The sequence below is a fragment of the Pseudomonas agarici genome (assembly GCF_900109755.1).
In the GTDB taxonomy this organism is placed as follows: Bacteria; Pseudomonadota; Gammaproteobacteria; order Pseudomonadales; family Pseudomonadaceae; genus Aquipseudomonas; species Aquipseudomonas agarici.
In genome coordinates this window covers 73358-90502 of sequence record NZ_FOAR01000006.1, presented here as the reverse complement: position 1 = coordinate 90502, position 17145 = coordinate 73358, and the positions used below count along the sequence as shown (strand labels likewise).

The window sequence follows — 17145 nt, the reverse complement described above, 5'->3', positions numbered from 1 at the left end:
GGCACCTTGCCGGTCATGGCACTGACGTGTTCGGAGTTTCCAGTGTTCCAGACCTTTAAGAAATCGCCAGGTCATCAAGACGCTATCAATCAGATAAAAGAATGGGTACGCAACACGTTCAGTCTGTCAAACCAGGCGGTGATCGCCGTGGCGGAGATCAGTTGCCAGGTTCCGGGGTGCCCTCCCGTCGAGACCATCATCGCGTTTTGGAACGATGATAATACTCGCTACCGAATCAAGCTGTTCAAACCGCTAGAAGAGGTTTTAAAAGAGGATCTCCCCCTTAGCTGGTTGCTTCCTTCTCTACAGGACGACAGTGAGGGCGGGTGTGATTGTTGTTAGGGTCTGTACGAAAAGGCCAGGCGAGCCGGCTTCAACGCCGCACGGGCGAGCGCCGATACATTTCGTACAGAACCTGGGACATCGACCGGGTATGAGACGCACATCGCGCGCGCCTACGCTGTAGGTTTCCCGAGAGGCCGACCGGGTTACCTATTTGGACTAATGTTGGTGATCGCCATGATGATGGTGATCATGCTTGTTTGCGCGCTCGACCGGCTCACTGTACCCCTCCATCAGGGCCTCGATCGTGGGCCTTAACGTGTCTGCGCCAGGAGGAAGTTGTCCCGCGAGAAAACCAGCCAGACGTGCAAAAACAATTGCCTGCCCAGCAATCACATCCATCCGCTCGCCTTCCGGCAAACTATTCGCATCGTTGATCGCTCGGGTCAAACCGGCCTGGAATAACTGGGTCATGTAGCTATTCCTTGCTTCCCGCCCCGATAGCCGCTGGGGAGTATGGGTACCGGCTTCGCCAAGTTTGACGCCGTGCTGGCTCGCCAGTTGGAGCAAGCGCGCGAACAAATACTCATCGATTAAATCTTCGTCGTCAAACTCTCCACACATCTCAAGTTCCTTATAGTTGGTGATCAATCAACGCCAGTGAGCGCAAATTTCTCCATATGATAATTCCAGCACTTTTCGTACAACCCTCGCTTAGCAAGCCCCGCTCTACAGGCGTCCGCTTCTTGCGCTGAAAAGATATAGCCACCCCCCAACGGCATCGCCAGAACCTGTCGTTCGGCATTGAGCTCCATATAGATAGCCATAACCGTGGCCTCCAGTACATCTTTCGCCACCAGGACGGAGCCGTGTGCCTTGAGCAATACCGCTTCAGCGTTCCCCAGCGCCCTTGCCACCGCATCGCCAACGGCAGGCTTGTTCACCGATACAGGAGACGGGAATATTGGCACATCGCCAACAAGCGCGCCTTGCGCTAGCACCACACGATATGGGTGACCCGCACTGGTCAGAAGGGTCGACCATTTTGGGTGACCGTGAGCGATCACCTGGACATCCGGTCGAGCCTGGTAGATCGAGACATGTAGAGGCAGTTCTGCCGGCGGACGCGCCTGACCTGCGAGGAATTCGCCATTAGGACCCACAATAGTGAAATCGCTTTCAGAAATCGCGCTACGCACCGAGTCGCCGCTATTAATCAGAATACGACCATCACTTAGACGGGCACTGAAATGGCCGTTGAAGTCGATGATACCCAATCGCTCAAGTATCCTTATTCCATTGGCTAGCTGACGGCGCAGTTCAGGTTCGGTATAGACGAGATCGCTCATGATAAATCCTGTTTGACTGGAATAAAGCCATCCTGGCTGGCCGATAAGACCTATTACGCAATGAATGCGCTCAAGCTCGTATAGCGCCTAAAGTTTCAGCCAGGGACGTTTCGTCGAGGCCAATGACCAGGGAGAGCACAAAAGGACGAATTTGATTCACTGTCCGCCTGATGACTGCTGGGTCTGCCACTGTTTCAAGCACGACTCCCGCAGTCATCAGGTTTCTCTTGAAGCATCCATGCCCAATAACTTTAGCCACTTCGGCAAAAGCCCCACTTTGAGCAACCATGACTACAACATCAACATCATCAAGCTCATCGGGAAGATGGCTGCTATCGCCCTCGGGAGACATCAGCAGCAAGTCGCTTTCTACCAACCCACCCTCTTCCACTTCAAATTGGCGGACACTTCGGAATCGAGCTCCATTCCATTGCCGCCTGGAAAGTATCGCCAGAGACAACTCGCTGGGTTCATCCAATGCAATAACCAAACAAGAGCGCGGTCTGGAGTTGGGGCGGTTGATCCGAAACTGGCTTTCGACCGTTGTTGTCGCCTTGGAAGAAAGGCTAACCATAGTCACCTCGTCTCTTGATTCGTTAAAGACCGGGAGCGGCATGACTGACAGCGGCTAGTGGCCTGTGTGGTCAGTTCTATGAGTCAATTTCGGCGCCCTAAATTCCTGGCCTGCGTTGCTGTTGCGCGCCATAGCCCGGCTATGACTCGTCACAGCGCCTTGGCCATGGACTTATGGCATCCGAACTTGAGCTAACGAACTCACCGTACAGGCCACTAGACCGAGGTATGCGCAACCCCTGCCCTGGCTTGCAAATACTCTTTGCAGGCCTCGTCAAACGCCTCATCCGGAGGCAATACGACGGCCACAGAGCGAACCCGATGATGGACCGGATCCACTCCAGGCGGCTGAACACCTTTTTCCGTCAGGGCGGTGACCGCCTTGCGGAGCATTTGCCGCGCCATGATGATGCCGTTATCCGTCGAAACCAGATTCTCTTTGGTGCGGTCGACAAGCGGTCCCATACTTTCCTGCAATGAAGAGTCCTGAATAGCAATCCCTTCCACACCGCTATAAGTTCTACCCTCCTTTTGGGCCAGACGATCAATCAGGTAGTCATTATCTTTATTGGCCTTAGGCCGGAAGGTGCCTTCCTCATATTCACAATGAATACCCTTGCCGGCTTCCATCGCTCCACGTTCCTCCGGGGTCAATGCCCTGTTGGGGTGATAATCAAAACTCCAGGCCCAGCAGTTTTCATTGTCAATCGGGATCCAGAAGTGGCCATGTAGCGGATGATCACCACGTGGTGGAACCATCGTGAAGCAAGGCATCACCCATGGGGTGATGCGCCAATAGTATTTTCCCTCCTCAGCATTTCGGCGGGCGCCGATATAGAGCCCTCCGTCATGTTTGACCACTTCGAAGAAGGGCATTCTGTCGCTCAGGTTGTACTGGTTTCCGCGGGCGCCCTTGAAGAGGGGGTCTGTATTCAGATTTCCACTGTGAAGGAACGAGACATGACTTGAGTCGATACCGCCCTCCATGGCCTGCAGCCAATTCGACTCTTGGAGCCGCTTGGAGGTAAAGGTCTGGTCGGCAGGTACGTTGGCGAACTCGAATTGAGGAAGAGGCGGCTGATGCTCCTTGGGACCCATATAGGTCCAAAGAATGTCACCGACCTTCACCATGGGATAACTTTGCAACTTGATCTTTTGGCAAAATCCGCTCGATTCGGGCTCGGAAGGTACGTCTACACACTGGCCGGTGGTGTCATATTTCCAGCCGTGATAAGGACAGCGAAGGCCACCCTCCTCGTTGCGACCGAACCACAGCGAAACGCCGCGATGAGCGCAAAACTCATCCATCAGACCATACTTGCCTTGCGTATCGCGAAACGCGATTAGCCGTTCGGAGAGAAGCTTGACCCGCACGGGCGGGCAGTCATCCGCAGGCAACTCGTTTGCCAGCAACGCCGGAATCCAGTACCGACGAAACATATCTCCCATTGGTTTGCCAGGGTCGGTTTGGGCCAGCAGGTCGTTTACTTCCTTACGCAGCATGTCTTCGGTCTCCGAGTGAGCGCTTTTTCTATACCGACGATTGATGAGCCTCTCCATCAGTCCATCGGCCTCTCTTGTCTTGCTGACTTGGCATTACGGCGATGCAGTCGGGCGATTGGTTTTGTTTTGTCATGCGGAACGCCGTTCTTGATTTTTTAAAATTTACATGGCAAGAATAGCGCCGTCAACCAAAGGAGCAGCCGATGAGCGAAACCCCTACAAAACGCGTCCGGATCTGTCGCACCGATGAGGTCGAGCCAGGGAACGCGCTTTACGTCGAAGCCGGCGATCTAGAGCTGGCAGTGTTCAATATTGACGGAGAGTTCTACGTCACCGATGACCGCTGTACGCACGGACCGGGCTCTCTTTCAGAAGGATATTTGGATGAGTGTGTGATTGAGTGTGACTTCCATAACGGTAAGTTTGACGTGCGCACGGGCGAAGTGCTCGCCCCTCCCTGCATGGTGCCACTCAAGACTTATCAGGTGGTCGTCCAGGGCGACGTTGTGCTGATTGAACTCTAGATACCCTCAGGTCAGTGTTTCGATATTTTGGACGGTTCATGCGTGCTTGGTTTATGATTATCGTTTGTTTCCATAGTTTTACAGGATGTCCCTGTGGAACATTTTTTACGGTAATCACTCATGAACCCACTACACAACATCAAACCAACCACTGGGAAAAGCGAAGGCGAAAAAGAGGTTGAAGGTGAAAAAGAAGGCACGCGCTTGTCTTCCGTTACCGCGGCTATTCGCCTTCTAAAACAATTTTCCGAAGAGAATTCAGAGATGGGCATCAGCAGACTTTCCCGCAGTCTAGGAGTCTCGAAGAGTACAGTTCATCGTTTGGCCTCAACGCTTCTGGCTGAGAATCTTCTTGAACAAGATCCTGCTACTGAACGCTACAGACTGGGGCTTGGTTTGTTTTCTTTGGGGGCACTGGTTCGGCAACGGCTGACAGTTACTGGCGTATCAAAGGAGTTACTGACGGAACTGAGAGATGAAGTACGTGAAAATGTCGAGCTCGCCATACTCAATGGACGAGACATTACGTACCTCTATGATTTCGAAAGCCCGCAAGCCGTTCGGTTACGCTCGCGCCTTGGTGTTTCCGTACCCGCCATAGATGGCGCATTGGGAATGGCTATAACAGCTTTCCAAAGCGATGAGACAATCAATGAATTCATCAAGAACTCACAAAAACCACTCTCGGCTGCAGAAAAGAAAGCCATTAAGGATGAGATTCAGCTAATTCGCACGAAAGGGTTTGCCGCCGAGAAAACAAACAGCAAGATCGGAGCAGTCTGCGTTGCAGCACCTGTCCGTGACGCGATGGGCAGTGTCACAGCGTCGATTGGTGTAACCGTGCCACATCAGCGGACCGATGCGAAGACGATGAACATGCTCTCCCGTAGAGTGCTTGAAACAGCCGCGGAAATCTCGCTGCGCCTGGGTTACATCTCGGAGCAGGCCAGTTTATATACCTAACCTGGAGAAAATATAACGATGCCAACAATAATAATCGAGGGGCAGAACAAAGACTCATTCGCTTGCCAACCCGATGACAGCATTTTGCGGGCCGCATTGCGTGCAGGTATGGGTTTTCCCTACGCCTGCAATGTCGGGTCTTGTGGCAACTGCCGATTCGAGCTTTTGGAGGGAGAAGTAGAGCATGCGCGAAAGGACTCTCCCGCGTGGTCAGAGCGCGACCTTAAGCGCAACAGATATCTTGGATGCCAGGCCCAGCCCAAAAGTGACTGTCGCATCAAAGTCAGGTTGGATAAGGCTTATGCTGGCGCAATCAGGCCGGTAAAAACATCGGCGACCTTGATTGGTAAATTTGAAATTATCCACGATATCACCGAATTCGTATTTTCCCTGCGGTCTGCCAAGCAATTCCTGCCGGGACAATATGCTCTCATCAGCCTGCCGGGTGTCGCGGGTATCCGAGCTTACTCTATGTGCAACACTCCTCAAGAGGGAGGTGAATGGAGATTTCAGATTAAACGCGTGCCCAACGGCGTCGCCACCACCACCCTCTTCGACAAAATCAAGATCGGCGAAACAGTTGAAATCGATGGCCCATATGGCACCGCTTATTTGCGAGAGGATGCCCCCCGTGACATTCTTTGCATAGCGGGCGGTTCAGGACTCTCACCCATGATTTCAATTACCCGCACGGCAGCCATCAGCGAAAAGCTTCGTGACCGTCAGATCGATTTTGTATTTGGTGGGCGAGCGACACGCGATCTTTGTGGCCAGGAAATGCTGGCGGAGCTGCCAGGCTTTGGACAACGGTTGCACTTTCATCAGGCTATTTCCAGCCCAGGCCTTGATGATGCCAACTGGGATGGACATATCGGCTTTGCTCACGATGTTGCGCATAATATTTTCGGACTTGGAATTAAGCAGCGCGAAATATACTTTGCTGGGCCGCCCTTAATGTCACAAGCCATGCAAAAATTACTATTTGAATTAAACGTTCCTCCAGAGCAAATCCACTTCGACGAATTTTACTAAGTCCGGCACCCTGCTCGAAACATATTAGATTATTGAGCTGGCGTCCATACGCCGACGCTTTCTTTCAATAAGCCCGATTTTCTGTTAGAGCCCGACAGCTAAATTAACCTATACACATAAACGTGGGCCAACCAATAATATCCTTAGTTAGCCCACGAGGTATATTTAAACGCGGCAGCTATAGAGTTAAGCCGTCAGGCCAAGGGTCGATCGAGCAAAGACGTCCTCCAGCTTTATCGTTTTACGTAGAATTTGCTGACGAGTAGCGTGCGCGATCAACTCTTCAAGTACTGCCCTATTCGGCTCGACACCATAAGGCAGCGGGTCGCCGATGATCGCCATCGCGCTTGCATGAAGTCGGTCCACAGTGGTCATTTTTTCAATCTGCCCGGCTTTCAACTGCTCGAGATACTGTTGTTTGGCCCGAGCAAAAGCGTCGAATACCGAAACGGCGACATCAGGATGAGCCTCCAGCACATCATCTCGGACCACAATCAAGTGATTGATTGGATAATGATTCGATTTGCGCAACGCCTCCAGCCCTGCTTCCGTGGCATTGGCAATAAGCGGGGCCACATTGACATGGTCTGTCTGTACACCGATTGCCGCCGAAACAGCGCCGCTGGCCAGCATGTCCTCCATATTCTGCCCCGGTTCCAGATGAATGACATTTCGAGGCGGTTGCCAGCCTTCGACGTGCTCGTCACCGGAAAGCACCCAGGTGATCCGGTCGAGATCCACTCCGTATTGGTCCTGCAGGATAGATCTGGCCCAGACTCCCGTCGTCACCGTATAACCACGGTTGATTCCTACTCGCTTGCCTTCAAGGTCCTTAGGGTCATTGATCCCTGAGTTGATGTTGTACAGGATGGCACCATGATGAAAGCCGCGAACCAGAAAAATCGGCAGCGCAGTAAAGCGGACACCCTGCTCACGAGCACAAAGATAGGTAGTCAGCGCCATCTCACTGACATCGTACTCCAGCCCTCGTACCATGCGCCGGAACGCTTGAGGCAACACGGGCACCTCTTCAAACTCGAATATGAAACCTTCTGGGGTAACACGACCATCCTTGAGTGCGGCATTATTACCTTGTGTTCGCGTAACGGTTTTTAGAATACATGAATCCATACCCGTTTTCTCCCACGCCATTATTCCCAGAGGCTGGTCGTCAGTGTCCAGCCTCGTCTATAGGCGGCTAGATTACAAATGACTCGAACGTTTCCGGAACGAAGAGATCTTCCGGGGATAATAGGCATTTAGACAGACCCTGCTCATGGTGATATCGCAGGAAAGTAGCGATCGTATCCCTGTTTTCGCTGAGTCCATAAGACCAGAAATCATTGCCCAATTCACGCAGGGCTTGTTCAACGTGCACTGAAAGCCAGGGCAGCGTCATTTTATGTGCGGCTGTTTCGTGCATATCCTGATAGGTTTTTTCCTTGGCTTCCTTGAATGCCTTAAACAGCGATTGAGCTACCCAGCGATTCTGTTCGTATACCTCGCGTCGAATGACAACACAATGCATTATCGGGAAGATTCTAGTTTTACGATAATAATCAAGTTCAACCTTGGAGTAATCTTCGAACAGCCTGAGAACTCGTCCACTGCCATCATAAAACGAAGAAGGCGCACGGGCGGTGTAAAGAGCATCGATTTCTCCCTCCAGAAGCATCTTTGCCAACGTCTGATCAGGCCTGATGCGCTCTGTCCTGATATTCTCCGGAAGGTCCAGTCTCAGTTTCTCCGGTCGATTTGGCGTCTCTTCTCCTCCGATAAGATAAAGTGCGCTGTCGATCGGCACCTGATACTCGTCGGCTAGCATACCGCGAATCCACAACGGCGCCGTCATCTGGTACTCCGGAGTACCTATTCGCTTCCCTATCAAATCCTTGGGGGTCTTGATACCGGACCTAGCGTTGATATAGATGGAAGAATGTCTGAAATAACGCGACGGAAAAACAGGAATGGCAACAAAAGGCCGTGTTTCAGAAAACAGCGACATCGTGTAGGAGGACAATGACATCTCCGCCACATCGAACTCATGGTGACGTAACATTCTAAAGAAGGTCTCTTCGACCGGCATGTTCAGATAATTAAGTTCGATGCCACCTGGCCGGACAGTACCGTCCATCAAGGCGCGAGTCCGGTCATAGTCCCAACATGCGAGCGAAAGATTGAGCTTGGACATATTTCATCTCCTTCAAACGCCAAGGTGCTAACCTTGGAGTCAGGCGGTCAAAATACGAATTGGAAACGGGTCATGACAGCATTGCCATCATCATCGCCGACAGCGTTTTCAAGTGCTTTGTCATTAACTTTGGCGTAATTATAATCTACCGATATTTTGACATTATTATTGGCATACCAATTGACGCCAAAGGTATGTACCTTCGCCGAGTTACTGCCGTTGGTATTCAGGCCTATGACACTTCCGGCGCCATCCTCCAGAAGATCGGTATTATCAGAGCTGACTCCAGCATAGCGATAGAAGATCTCCCAAGCGCCGAACTTGGCGTTTTCAGGTCTGACAGCACCAAAGGCCCCCGCATTAAGCTTGTAATCACGAGGTTCACCCGTCAGTGTATAAGCCACCTGACCATAATAGCCCTTGGATTTAACATCTGCATAACCACCGTCATCGGAGTTCAAGGTGGAATGTAGATATTCGCCTTGCAAGGAAAGTGCTCCAAAGGCCCAGGCAGCCTCAGCGCCCCAGATTGACTGGCCTTTATAGGGGCTACCGGAAATACCACTCAGTTGGCTCAGTACTGGATCATGATCGTTATCACCCGCATCGCCATGCACACCGAGACCATTATCTATATCGTAATTGGTGTTACTGAGATCAACCTTATTAAGGTCGCGATAAGCATAATCAAGAGCAAAATGCAGTACATTACCGCCTTTGTGGAAAGGTGCGAACACAACGCGCCCATTGAACTGACGGGAAGCATCCCCGTCCCTGTCATCATTTTTAGTATCACGATTGGTGACGCTGGCGGAACCAAAGAACATATCTCCAAACGTACCGTCGATATGGGCTCCCAAGTCATCCGAGGAACTGTTGATCCATGAGGCCAGATCATAACCGATATTACGCTCGGTTGCGGTCACCCAGTTGGAGCTGGTGGCCTTCTCCAAACCAAAATCGGGAGATGCCATTCCGACGGTCAAGTTAATCGGCTTAAAGCCTTCATAAGTGATTGTTGCAGAGTGAATAGTATTACCGGACGGTGCCAATTCAGGGGTGATTTCAAATGCCCAGTCGCGATAGTTACCGGACATTTTTGGCCTGAGACGGCGAAACTCAGCTTCGTCGCCGGCATTGCCATTATTGGTATAGACGCCATTAAATCGATCGTAGTCGATTTGCATGGCCCCATGGAACGCGAAAGAGAAGGTGCCGTCTTCAGACTCAAGACTTAACCCGCCTTTACTGGTATCCAGAATAATGTCCTGGTCACCGGCTGTTCGCACAACGCCCGCTAAAGTGCTAGTTGAAACGCCAACAAATACAGTAAAAGCCACTGCCTGGATAACAGGCATCTGTCGCATATGGTTCTTCATGGGTCTTTCCTTATTGTTATAAATTTACCCTGAAACGTTTCGACCCCACCGTACAACTACGCCCTATAACCTCTGGTAAGGGCGCTGGTATGTTTTCTCGAATGAAGCTCAGCTATTGATCGGTCAGAGAACTGACGGAAAACCACAGGCCTCGCTTGGCGTCCATGGGGTTTCATTTAAAGGAACAGCGTTCCTTCATGTGGAATATTTCACGATCCTTTACCCTCGTCAAGTCGGACGAAGCGATTATTTCGATGTGCTCTATTCAGATTTTGGCAACGCGAAATAAGATGGTTGTTCGATCTGTTCAGCGCCGTACAAGGGTTTCCTTCAACAACCGTCCAATCAGAACGGCAGTGAACAGACCGCTGAAACCCATAATGCTGAAACCCAATGCATAACCGTTCGGTAGCGCTACGGCAGAAACCGCCGCCGCGAATACCACAGGATTCGCTAGGGAACCGCACTCCCCTAGCAGTCGTCCGATACCGAAGAATTTGCCGCGCGCGCCGACAGGCGCAATGTCCGCGCCAATGGTCTGCAGGGAACCCGCCATAAAGGAAACGGCAAGGTTGATCAGTACGAACGCCGCAACAAATATGGCGACCGAAAGATGGAAGGCCGCAGTCGCCGCCAGCAACCCCAGTCCTACTCCCAGTACAGCGCTGGCCGGGACCACCGTTTGCTTACGACCGAAGCGGTCCATGATGTAGCCGGAGAGAAAGGTCACTGGAATGCCCACAGTCCCCGTGACCAGGCTGATCGTGCCTAACTGGATAGCGTCCAGCCCATACGCATAGGCAGCAAAGATAAAGGGCGGGCCGGTATTGCCGACGGCGCCGCCACGGGAAAGGTTGGCGGTGAACTGGGCGATAAATAGAACGATGATGGAAGGTGTCAGCAGATTGCCCCAGGAGTTGTCGACCGCTTCCTGTGGCGGCTCCCCCCGACGCTTTGCCAGAATTCCCGGAGCGCTTTCCTTGACGAACATAAACATCGGAATGGCGGCGAGCAAGGCCAGGATGCCGCAAAAAACGAACGGCATTCGTAAGCCGAAAAAGCTCCCGACGATGCCGCCGAGAAATGGTCCCAACATCGTGCCGGTTCGCTGGACGCCAGCCATCCCGGTCATCATGCGCCCGGTCCGCCCCTTGTTATTCGTGTCGGCAATGGCGGCGAGCCGTCCCATCTGCCACATCTGCAAACCGACGCCATTAATGAATAGGTAGACCAACAACTGCGTATAGCTGCCGGCCACAAGCACAAGCAGTGAAGAAACTGCCGTGAGAAGAGGCCCGGCGATGAGCACCTTACGGCGCCCGATTTTGTCGACCAGATAGCCGCAAGGAACTGTAGAGCCGGCAGACCCCAACATGATGGCAATAAATGTCAGCGCGGCGCCGGCGGCGCCGACATGGAACTCATCGCGAGCGATGAGGGGTAATACCGGAATGGTAAATCCACGGCCCAAGCCTAATAAGAGCGCAGGCAATAGCAGGGAAAGCATGACACTATAACGTTCGCGGAAACTGGAAGTAGGCAGCGCCGCACTTTCTTTTAAGACTGGGTCGATTTCTCGCATGAGTCGCCTCGCGGGAAAGATAACCAACAGGTGACTGCGCCCCAGACCGAACGTTTAACGCAGGCCTGGAGTCCATCAGTCGCTGAGTCTGCGGATAAAAGAATCAACCTTAGAGCGGTGGCAAATGCTCTTTCTCGCCCTCATAAGCAGCATTCATCTGCGGCTTTAGTCCTCTCTGGGCTAAAGCGTCCGCAAACAATGTCCGTACAGTCTGGCTCTCATCGGCATAATCGATCTGATGTCCGCCAACGCGCCGGCTGATCCATGCCTTTGGAACACCTTGAGCGTTCCTGAAAGCCACGCCCTCATATTTGAAGGCCAGATAACGCGCAGGCGTGTCGCCCGTATTAAAGTGCTGGTGAAACCACATATTTGGCGGAACGATCATAGTGCCTGGCTTCCAGTCGTAGCGCTTGGGCTCTTCACCCTCAGGCCACATTAACGAATAACCTTCGCCAGCAAGAATAATCACATGAGCACCAGGGCCGTGAGCGTGCGCCTTTTTATAAGTACCCACCGGAAACTGCGAGATATGCGCATTCATGGAACTCTTTGCCAGATTGAAACGGATATGCCCGCCTCCGGCACCACGCTCCTTGGCTTCGACTAACGGTAGATTGACCGCATCGGCGACAAAATTGGTTTCCAATTTCAAACCATTTAGCTCGCTTTTCGGCGCAAAGTAGTCTGACTCTCCCGAGAAGCGGCTAAGAAAATCGCGATTCGTATGGAAAATAAAATCGGGATCCTCATAGAGATTCAGGATTGGCGGCATATTCGTGACCGATACAAATCGTGCTCTTTTCTGCCCCGAGCCATTGAAATGCTGGTAGCAGGCATTAAGCGGAATCGCGAATAAAGCACCGGCCTCCCACTCGAAGGTGACCTTTTGCCCCGCGTCATTCCACACCGTCGTAGAGCCACGACCGTCCAGAATCATGATCAACTCTTCATAGAGTTGCCGCTGAGCAACGAGCTTTTGGCCCGGATCGATTTCACAGACATAGCAATCGTTCGTCGTTCTTGATGCGTCGTGGTTGATGAAAACGCCTCGTCCTCCCCGACTTGCCCATGGCTTCAACTCTACGGTATTCAGATCTTCGACATAGATGCCATCGATGATGTCCAGCCCTTCATTTGCAACCCAACGGGTATAAGGAGTCTCCTTTTCCGTCGCGAATTTGTTGGCTGTTTCGTTAGAAACAAGTGCATCTTTCCTCGCCATAGTTCGGCCTCGTGTCTTGTTGTGGTGTGTTGTGATGACTCGCTGAAGAGACCTATGGAGCAGACCGTCGCGAGGGGTCTACTGGCCTCTGAAAAATGGAACGCCGGTCCTCCATGCGGAATATCCCACGACATTCTCCCCCCCGTCAAGCTCAGAGCCCCTACGCAAATCCAGACGTTGCAGCACACCGCCGGCCACCCTGACTTGACAATGCAATTAAGAAAAGGGAAGAATCTTTTTCACATAAAAGAACGTCGTTCCTCTATTCTGGATGATAAAACCGGCAACGGCCAGACAAACGAAGGACTCAGCGAGCGGGAGTTTTATTGATGCACAACCACCACGGGGCCAATGGCGACCATGCAGATTCCGAGCATCCAGACCAGCCGGATACTGATCCTCATCACCGCCACCACGGCGCTCACGCCCGGGAGCATGGGCACACTCACGAGCATGCCCACGCCCATCATCATGACCACGACCATGAACACTTTCCGCAGGACGAAGCGGGGCCGGCAGAAGACAATCCCCTGTGGCAGAGAGACAACGTCACGTTATGGAGCGTCGGGATCGACATCGGCTCAGCGGGTACTCAGATCTTGTTCTCCCGCGTTCAACTTCAGCGACAGGCCGTCGAACTGTCGAGCCGATACATCATTGTTTCGCGCGAAACCCTTTACGAATCCCCAGTGAGCCTCACCCCTTACGAGAGTGAGACGTTGATCGATGGCCGGGCGCTGGGACAGATTGTCGACGAGGCGTACCGCATCGCCAACGTCCTGCCCTCCGATATCGATACTGGCGTCGTCATTCTTACCGGAGAGGCCTTGCGTCGTGAGAATGCCGCGCGCATAGCACGGATTCTTTCCGAGAAATGTGGTGATCTGGTTTGCGCGACCGCCGGCCACCATATGGAAGCTCGGCTTGCTGCATTTGGATCAGGCGCTGCTCGTGCTTCATTCGACCGCAAGGAGTGCATTCTTAATATCGATATCGGCGGCGGTACCACCAAGCTCAGTGTGCTGGAGGGAGGGAAGTTATTGTCGACTGCCGCTATCCATGTCGGCGGCCGCCTGCTGGCGATAGATAACGATCTGAAGCTGACCCGCCTCGATCCGGCAGGACAGACCCACGCTCTGCGGGCCGGATATTCCTGGCATGCGGGCGACCAGGTCCAATCGACAGAATTGGATAAGGTCGCCGACACTATGGCTGATACATTGATTGCTGCGCTGACTCAATCGCCCATTTCGGCTGAAGCGGCTGCCTTCTATTTGACTGAGCCGATTCCTGGCCACCTCCTTCGGCGGGCGACGAGCATGATGTTTTCCGGCGGCGTGGCTGAATTCGTTTATCAACGCGAGGAGCGCGACTTTGGCGATCTGGGTGGGCGGCTCGGTCAAACGTTACGTCAGCGAATCGATAGCGGCCTCCTGCCCTGGACGTTGCTGCGCGATAGCCAAGGTATTCGCTCAACAGCATTGGGGGCCTCGGAATATACCACCCAACTGAGTGGTAACACGTGCTATGTCACCGATCATGCACAATTGCTGCCGCAACGTAACATCCAGGTTCTACGACCTGAATTTATCTTCACTGACGAATTCGAGGCCGAAGAACTTGCCAGCAGTATTCGCCAGCACTTAACGGCTTTTGAAGTGAGCATGGACAGCAGCGAATTGGTTCTGGCATTTCATTGGCAAGGTACTCCTGAGTATTCCCGGATAAAGGCATTGGCAGAAGGCATTCAACGCGGGGCCAGCGAACGGCTCGCCCGGGGTAAAGCCTTGTTCGTGGTTCTGGATGACGATATAGCGCTTAACCTCGGGGCTACTCTTCGAGAAGACCTTCATATAGACAACCCATTATTAGTCATCGACGGTGTCAGCCTGTCAGACTTTGATTATATTGATATAGGCAAGGTCAGACATCCCTCTAACACCATGCCCGTCACTATCAAGTCCCTGATTTTCAACGATACGCTGATATCCAAAAGAGCACATACTCAGGCGATATAATTGCCCAGTAACATTGATAACCATTCTCTGAGCAGTTCAACCTCTCCGACCCAATAGGCAGCCAAGGCGGACACGCCTGCAAAAAGCTACTCCCAGGCAACGAAACGGATACGCCATTAAGACTTTTTTGTCCTGCTTGAAACATACCTACCCAAGGACAAGGAAGGATTTTCCGCATTCCATTAGTGGAGTGCAAAGCATGAGTGTGCACAAAAAATCCAAAAAAACTCATTGATAAGGGTAAATAACATAATGGATAAAATAAGAAACAAGCTACTGCTATCTAGATCCATACTGGGCGCCGCCTCCGGCCTGCTACTGGCATTGAGTACGCCTTTAGTTCAGGCCCAGGATGTCAATAGTATCGCCAGTTACGCCGGTGCCGATCGCCAAGATCGCTTAATTGAGGGGGCAAAGAAGGAAGGTTCGCTGACCCTGTATACGTCTGTCCCTATAGACGACATGATGGTAGTCACCAAGGCGTTTGAAAAAAAATACGGCATCAAGGTGCGATTGTGGCGTGCCGGATCGGAAAAAGTATTGCAGCGAGCCGTGGTCGAAGCACAGGGTAATCGTTTTGATGTCGACGTCATAGAAACCAATGGCCCCGAACTCGAATCGCTACACAGGGAAAAACTGCTGCAAGTCGTCCAGTCGCCGTACCTGGCCGATTTGATTCCCCAGGCAATCATGCCACACCGAGAATGGGTCAGCGATCGACTCAATATCTTCACCCAGGGATACAACACCGATCAGGTCAAGCAAGCCGACCTGCCGAAAACCTATCAAGAGCTGCTGGACCCGAGATGGAAAGGCAAGCTGGGGATTGAAGCGGAAGATATGGATTGGTTCGCCGCAGTGGTGACTGAATTAGGTGAAGAGAAGGGATTGCAGTTGTTCCGCGATCTGGTGGCGAAGAATGGCGTCTCGGTGCGCAAGGGCCATACATTACTGGCGAATCTGGTTGCTTCCGGTGAGGTGCCACTGACACTGACTATCTATAACTATAAAGTCGCGCAACTTGCCCAAAAGGGTGCACCGATTCAATGGTATGCGATTCCCCCGGCGTTCGCGCGGCCAAACGGCGTTGCCATGGCCAACCATGCGCCGCATCCTAATGCTGCGGTTCTTTTCTTCGATTTCATGCTGAATGAAGCGCAGCCCCTGCTGTTGGGACGCCAGTTCGTGCCCACCAGTAAAAAGGTTGAAACACCGCTAAAAGATGTTCCATTGAAGTTTATTGACTCGAAAATCATCCTGGACGAACAACAGAAATGGAGAGCCCTTTACAGCAAGATCTTTACCGAGCAGGCGCAGTAGCGGGGATACAGTAGTAGCTGGAGCATCGATCGAAATAAAAGCGCCGCGTTCCTTTGGAAGGCGGCGCTTTTATTTGCGACTTAAGCTGCGCTCTTCAGCACCGCATCGTGAATCGTAAGGCACTTCTCTGGATTCATGCGGACATAAATCTTCTGGCCCACCACGGTTTTCAACGATGGATGCACGCGTGCGAGCAATTGCTGACTGCCGACCTTCACTTGGAAATCCATATACTCGCCAAGAAACACCTTGAAATCGACAATACCCTCCAACACATTGAGGCCTTCCGGTCGCTGTTCGAACAGTTCGACATCTTCCGGGCGTACCGAAATCAATACTTTGTTTGCGCGTTCCAGCGGGTCCAGCGAGGTAATGTTCAACTGGCCGACGGTCGAGCTCACTCGGTAGCCGCTATTAAGATTATCTGCCACTTCGACAGTCGCCTCAAGGAAGTTGGTGAGGCCGACAAAATCGGCAACGAACTTGTCGCGGGGTCGTTCATAAATATCACGCGGAGAGCCGATCTGTACGATCCGCCCTGCATTCATGACCGCAATCTCGTGCGACAGCGCCAATGCCTCGCTCTGATCATGCGTGACGTAAATGGTCGTCAGACCAAGTTCACGCTGCATCCGCTTCAACTCAAAGCGCATCCGCTCGCGCAACTTGGCATCCAGATTGGAGAGCGGCTCATCGAGTAGCAGCAACTTCGGCTCCATCACCAGGGCGCGGGCGAGCGCGAGGCGCTGCTGCTGGCCACCCGACATTTTGGTCGCCTCGCGGTCGGCGACATGATCCAGACCGACTGCGGTCAACACTCGCATGACCTTTTCTTCGATTTGCCTCTTGGTGAATTTGCGAGTGCCGACTTCGAGCGGAAATGCCGTGTTCTGGAATACATTCATGTGCGGCCAGATGGCATATGACTGAAATACCATGCCGAAATTTCGTTTGTTCGGTGTGACGAAAATCTTCTTGGACGACGAATAGACGGCCACATCACCGACCAGGATTTCTCCGGAGTTCGGGCGTTCGAGGCCGGCAATCGAGCGTAGGGTGGTGGTCTTGCCGCAACCGCTGGGACCAAGCAAGGTAAACAGTTTGCCTTGGGGTACTTCGAAACTGATATCTTGCGCGGCCTTGACGATTTCGCCTTTCTCGTTTGGATACTCGGTACATAACGCTTTTACGTTGAGCATGGTCA

General features: G+C 52.5%; 17 protein-coding genes. 7 read left to right on the top strand and 10 right to left on the bottom strand.

Annotated elements, in window-relative coordinates:
- Window positions 1-42: 42 nt before the first annotated feature.
- Entirely contained in the window at window positions 43-342 is a 300-nt protein-coding gene (locus BMX68_RS07675; protein ID WP_143063254.1) for a hypothetical protein, read from the top strand.
- Between the two features lie 159 nt (window positions 343-501).
- Here the strand turns inward: BMX68_RS07675 and BMX68_RS07670 are convergent, their stop codons facing one another.
- The 4 genes from BMX68_RS07670 to BMX68_RS07655 form a co-directional block, all read right to left on the bottom strand.
- Complete coding sequence (locus tag BMX68_RS07670) at window positions 502-933, bottom strand: hypothetical protein (RefSeq protein WP_211208470.1); 432 nt, start codon at window positions 931-933, stop codon at window positions 502-504.
- The gene (locus BMX68_RS07665; protein ID WP_017131351.1) at window positions 930-1631 is read right to left on the bottom strand and encodes a class II aldolase/adducin family protein; all 702 of its coding nucleotides are present in this window, start codon (window positions 1629-1631) and stop codon (window positions 930-932) included. The genes BMX68_RS07670 and BMX68_RS07665 overlap by 4 nt, the downstream gene beginning before the upstream one ends.
- Before the next feature lie 70 nt (window positions 1632-1701).
- Entirely contained in the window at window positions 1702-2205 is a 504-nt protein-coding gene (locus BMX68_RS07660) for a hypothetical protein (protein WP_026013105.1), read from the bottom strand.
- Between the two features lie 215 nt (window positions 2206-2420).
- A complete protein-coding gene (locus tag BMX68_RS07655) occupies window positions 2421-3707 on the bottom strand; it encodes an aromatic ring-hydroxylating dioxygenase subunit alpha (RefSeq protein WP_026013104.1) in 1287 nt (428 codons plus the stop codon).
- Between the two features lie 203 nt (window positions 3708-3910).
- On the opposite strand from BMX68_RS07655, the gene BMX68_RS07650 reads away from it, so the two are divergent.
- The 3 genes from BMX68_RS07650 (at window position 3911) to BMX68_RS07640 (ending at window position 6226) form a co-directional block, all read left to right on the top strand.
- Window positions 3911-4231, top strand: coding sequence for a non-heme iron oxygenase ferredoxin subunit (locus BMX68_RS07650; RefSeq protein ID WP_017131348.1), 321 nt, complete (start codon window positions 3911-3913; stop codon window positions 4229-4231).
- A gap of 120 nt (window positions 4232-4351) precedes the next feature.
- A complete protein-coding gene (locus BMX68_RS07645; protein WP_017131347.1) occupies window positions 4352-5194 on the top strand; it encodes an IclR family transcriptional regulator in 843 nt (280 codons plus the stop codon).
- An 18-nt stretch (window positions 5195-5212) separates the two neighbouring features.
- A complete protein-coding gene (locus tag BMX68_RS07640; RefSeq protein ID WP_017131346.1) occupies window positions 5213-6226 on the top strand; it encodes an FAD-binding oxidoreductase in 1014 nt (337 codons plus the stop codon).
- Between the two features lie 186 nt (window positions 6227-6412).
- Here the strand turns inward: BMX68_RS07640 and BMX68_RS07635 are convergent, their stop codons facing one another.
- From BMX68_RS07635 to BMX68_RS07615, 5 genes are all read right to left on the bottom strand, one after another.
- Window positions 6413-7357, bottom strand: a complete 945-nt coding sequence (locus tag BMX68_RS07635) for an ABC transporter substrate-binding protein (protein ID WP_039792397.1) — start codon at window positions 7355-7357, stop codon at window positions 6413-6415.
- A gap of 67 nt (window positions 7358-7424) precedes the next feature.
- Window positions 7425-8417, bottom strand: a complete 993-nt coding sequence (locus BMX68_RS07630) for a substrate-binding domain-containing protein (protein ID WP_017131344.1) — start codon at window positions 8415-8417, stop codon at window positions 7425-7427.
- A gap of 47 nt (window positions 8418-8464) precedes the next feature.
- Window positions 8465-9796: an OprO/OprP family phosphate-selective porin gene (locus tag BMX68_RS07625; protein ID WP_017131343.1), complete on the bottom strand. Its 1332-nt coding sequence runs from the start codon at window positions 9794-9796 to the stop codon at window positions 8465-8467.
- Between the two features lie 307 nt (window positions 9797-10103).
- Window positions 10104-11378: an MFS transporter gene (locus BMX68_RS07620; protein WP_017131342.1), complete on the bottom strand. Its 1275-nt coding sequence runs from the start codon at window positions 11376-11378 to the stop codon at window positions 10104-10106.
- 109 nt (window positions 11379-11487) lie between these two features.
- The gene (locus BMX68_RS07615) at window positions 11488-12603 is read right to left on the bottom strand and encodes a cupin domain-containing protein (RefSeq protein ID WP_017131341.1); all 1116 of its coding nucleotides are present in this window, start codon (window positions 12601-12603) and stop codon (window positions 11488-11490) included.
- A 54-nt stretch (window positions 12604-12657) separates the two neighbouring features.
- Here BMX68_RS07615 and BMX68_RS07610 point away from each other — a divergent pair, with 54 nt between their 5' ends.
- The 3 genes from BMX68_RS07610 (at window position 12658) to BMX68_RS07600 (ending at window position 15941) form a co-directional block, all read left to right on the top strand.
- On the top strand, window positions 12658-12933 hold the full coding sequence (locus BMX68_RS07610; protein ID WP_017131340.1) for a hypothetical protein: 276 nt from the start codon (window positions 12658-12660) through the stop codon (window positions 12931-12933).
- Window positions 12933-14621, top strand: a complete 1689-nt coding sequence (locus tag BMX68_RS07605; protein ID WP_017131339.1) for an ethanolamine ammonia-lyase reactivating factor EutA — start codon at window positions 12933-12935, stop codon at window positions 14619-14621. Before BMX68_RS07610 ends, BMX68_RS07605 begins: the two co-directional genes overlap by 1 nt.
- Before the next feature lie 252 nt (window positions 14622-14873).
- Window positions 14874-15941 carry an ABC transporter substrate-binding protein gene (locus BMX68_RS07600; RefSeq protein WP_039792382.1) on the top strand — a complete coding sequence of 356 codons (1068 nt, stop codon included), beginning with the start codon at window positions 14874-14876 and terminating at the stop codon, window positions 15939-15941.
- An 80-nt stretch (window positions 15942-16021) separates the two neighbouring features.
- On the opposite strand, the gene BMX68_RS07595 is transcribed toward BMX68_RS07600, so the two are convergent.
- Window positions 16022-17140 carry an ABC transporter ATP-binding protein gene (locus BMX68_RS07595; RefSeq protein WP_017131337.1) on the bottom strand — a complete coding sequence of 373 codons (1119 nt, stop codon included), beginning with the start codon at window positions 17138-17140 and terminating at the stop codon, window positions 16022-16024.
- Window positions 17141-17145 lie beyond the last annotated feature (5 nt).

Coding starts and splice junctions, on each gene's coding strand:
- BMX68_RS07605 (WP_017131339.1), top strand. CDS start 12,933: ATGCACAACCACCACGGGGCCAATGGCGACCATGCAGATTCCGAGCAT.
- BMX68_RS07650 (WP_017131348.1), top strand. CDS start 3,911: ATGAGCGAAACCCCTACAAAACGCGTCCGGATCTGTCGCACCGATGAG.
- BMX68_RS07610 (WP_017131340.1), top strand. CDS start 12,658: ATGGAGCAGACCGTCGCGAGGGGTCTACTGGCCTCTGAAAAATGGAAC.
- BMX68_RS07595 (WP_017131337.1), bottom strand. CDS start 17,140: ATGCTCAACGTAAAAGCGTTATGTACCGAGTATCCAAACGAGAAAGGC.
- BMX68_RS07665 (WP_017131351.1), bottom strand. CDS start 1,631: ATGAGCGATCTCGTCTATACCGAACCTGAACTGCGCCGTCAGCTAGCC.
- BMX68_RS07655 (WP_026013104.1), bottom strand. CDS start 3,707: ATGCTGCGTAAGGAAGTAAACGACCTGCTGGCCCAAACCGACCCTGGC.
- BMX68_RS07615 (WP_017131341.1), bottom strand. CDS start 12,603: ATGGCGAGGAAAGATGCACTTGTTTCTAACGAAACAGCCAACAAATTC.
- BMX68_RS07600 (WP_039792382.1), top strand. CDS start 14,874: ATGGATAAAATAAGAAACAAGCTACTGCTATCTAGATCCATACTGGGC.
- BMX68_RS07635 (WP_039792397.1), bottom strand. CDS start 7,357: ATGGATTCATGTATTCTAAAAACCGTTACGCGAACACAAGGTAATAAT.
- BMX68_RS07645 (WP_017131347.1), top strand. CDS start 4,352: ATGAACCCACTACACAACATCAAACCAACCACTGGGAAAAGCGAAGGC.
- BMX68_RS07640 (WP_017131346.1), top strand. CDS start 5,213: ATGCCAACAATAATAATCGAGGGGCAGAACAAAGACTCATTCGCTTGC.
- BMX68_RS07660 (WP_026013105.1), bottom strand. CDS start 2,205: ATGGTTAGCCTTTCTTCCAAGGCGACAACAACGGTCGAAAGCCAGTTT.
- BMX68_RS07625 (WP_017131343.1), bottom strand. CDS start 9,796: ATGAAGAACCATATGCGACAGATGCCTGTTATCCAGGCAGTGGCTTTT.
- BMX68_RS07630 (WP_017131344.1), bottom strand. CDS start 8,417: ATGTCCAAGCTCAATCTTTCGCTCGCATGTTGGGACTATGACCGGACT.
- BMX68_RS07620 (WP_017131342.1), bottom strand. CDS start 11,378: ATGCGAGAAATCGACCCAGTCTTAAAAGAAAGTGCGGCGCTGCCTACT.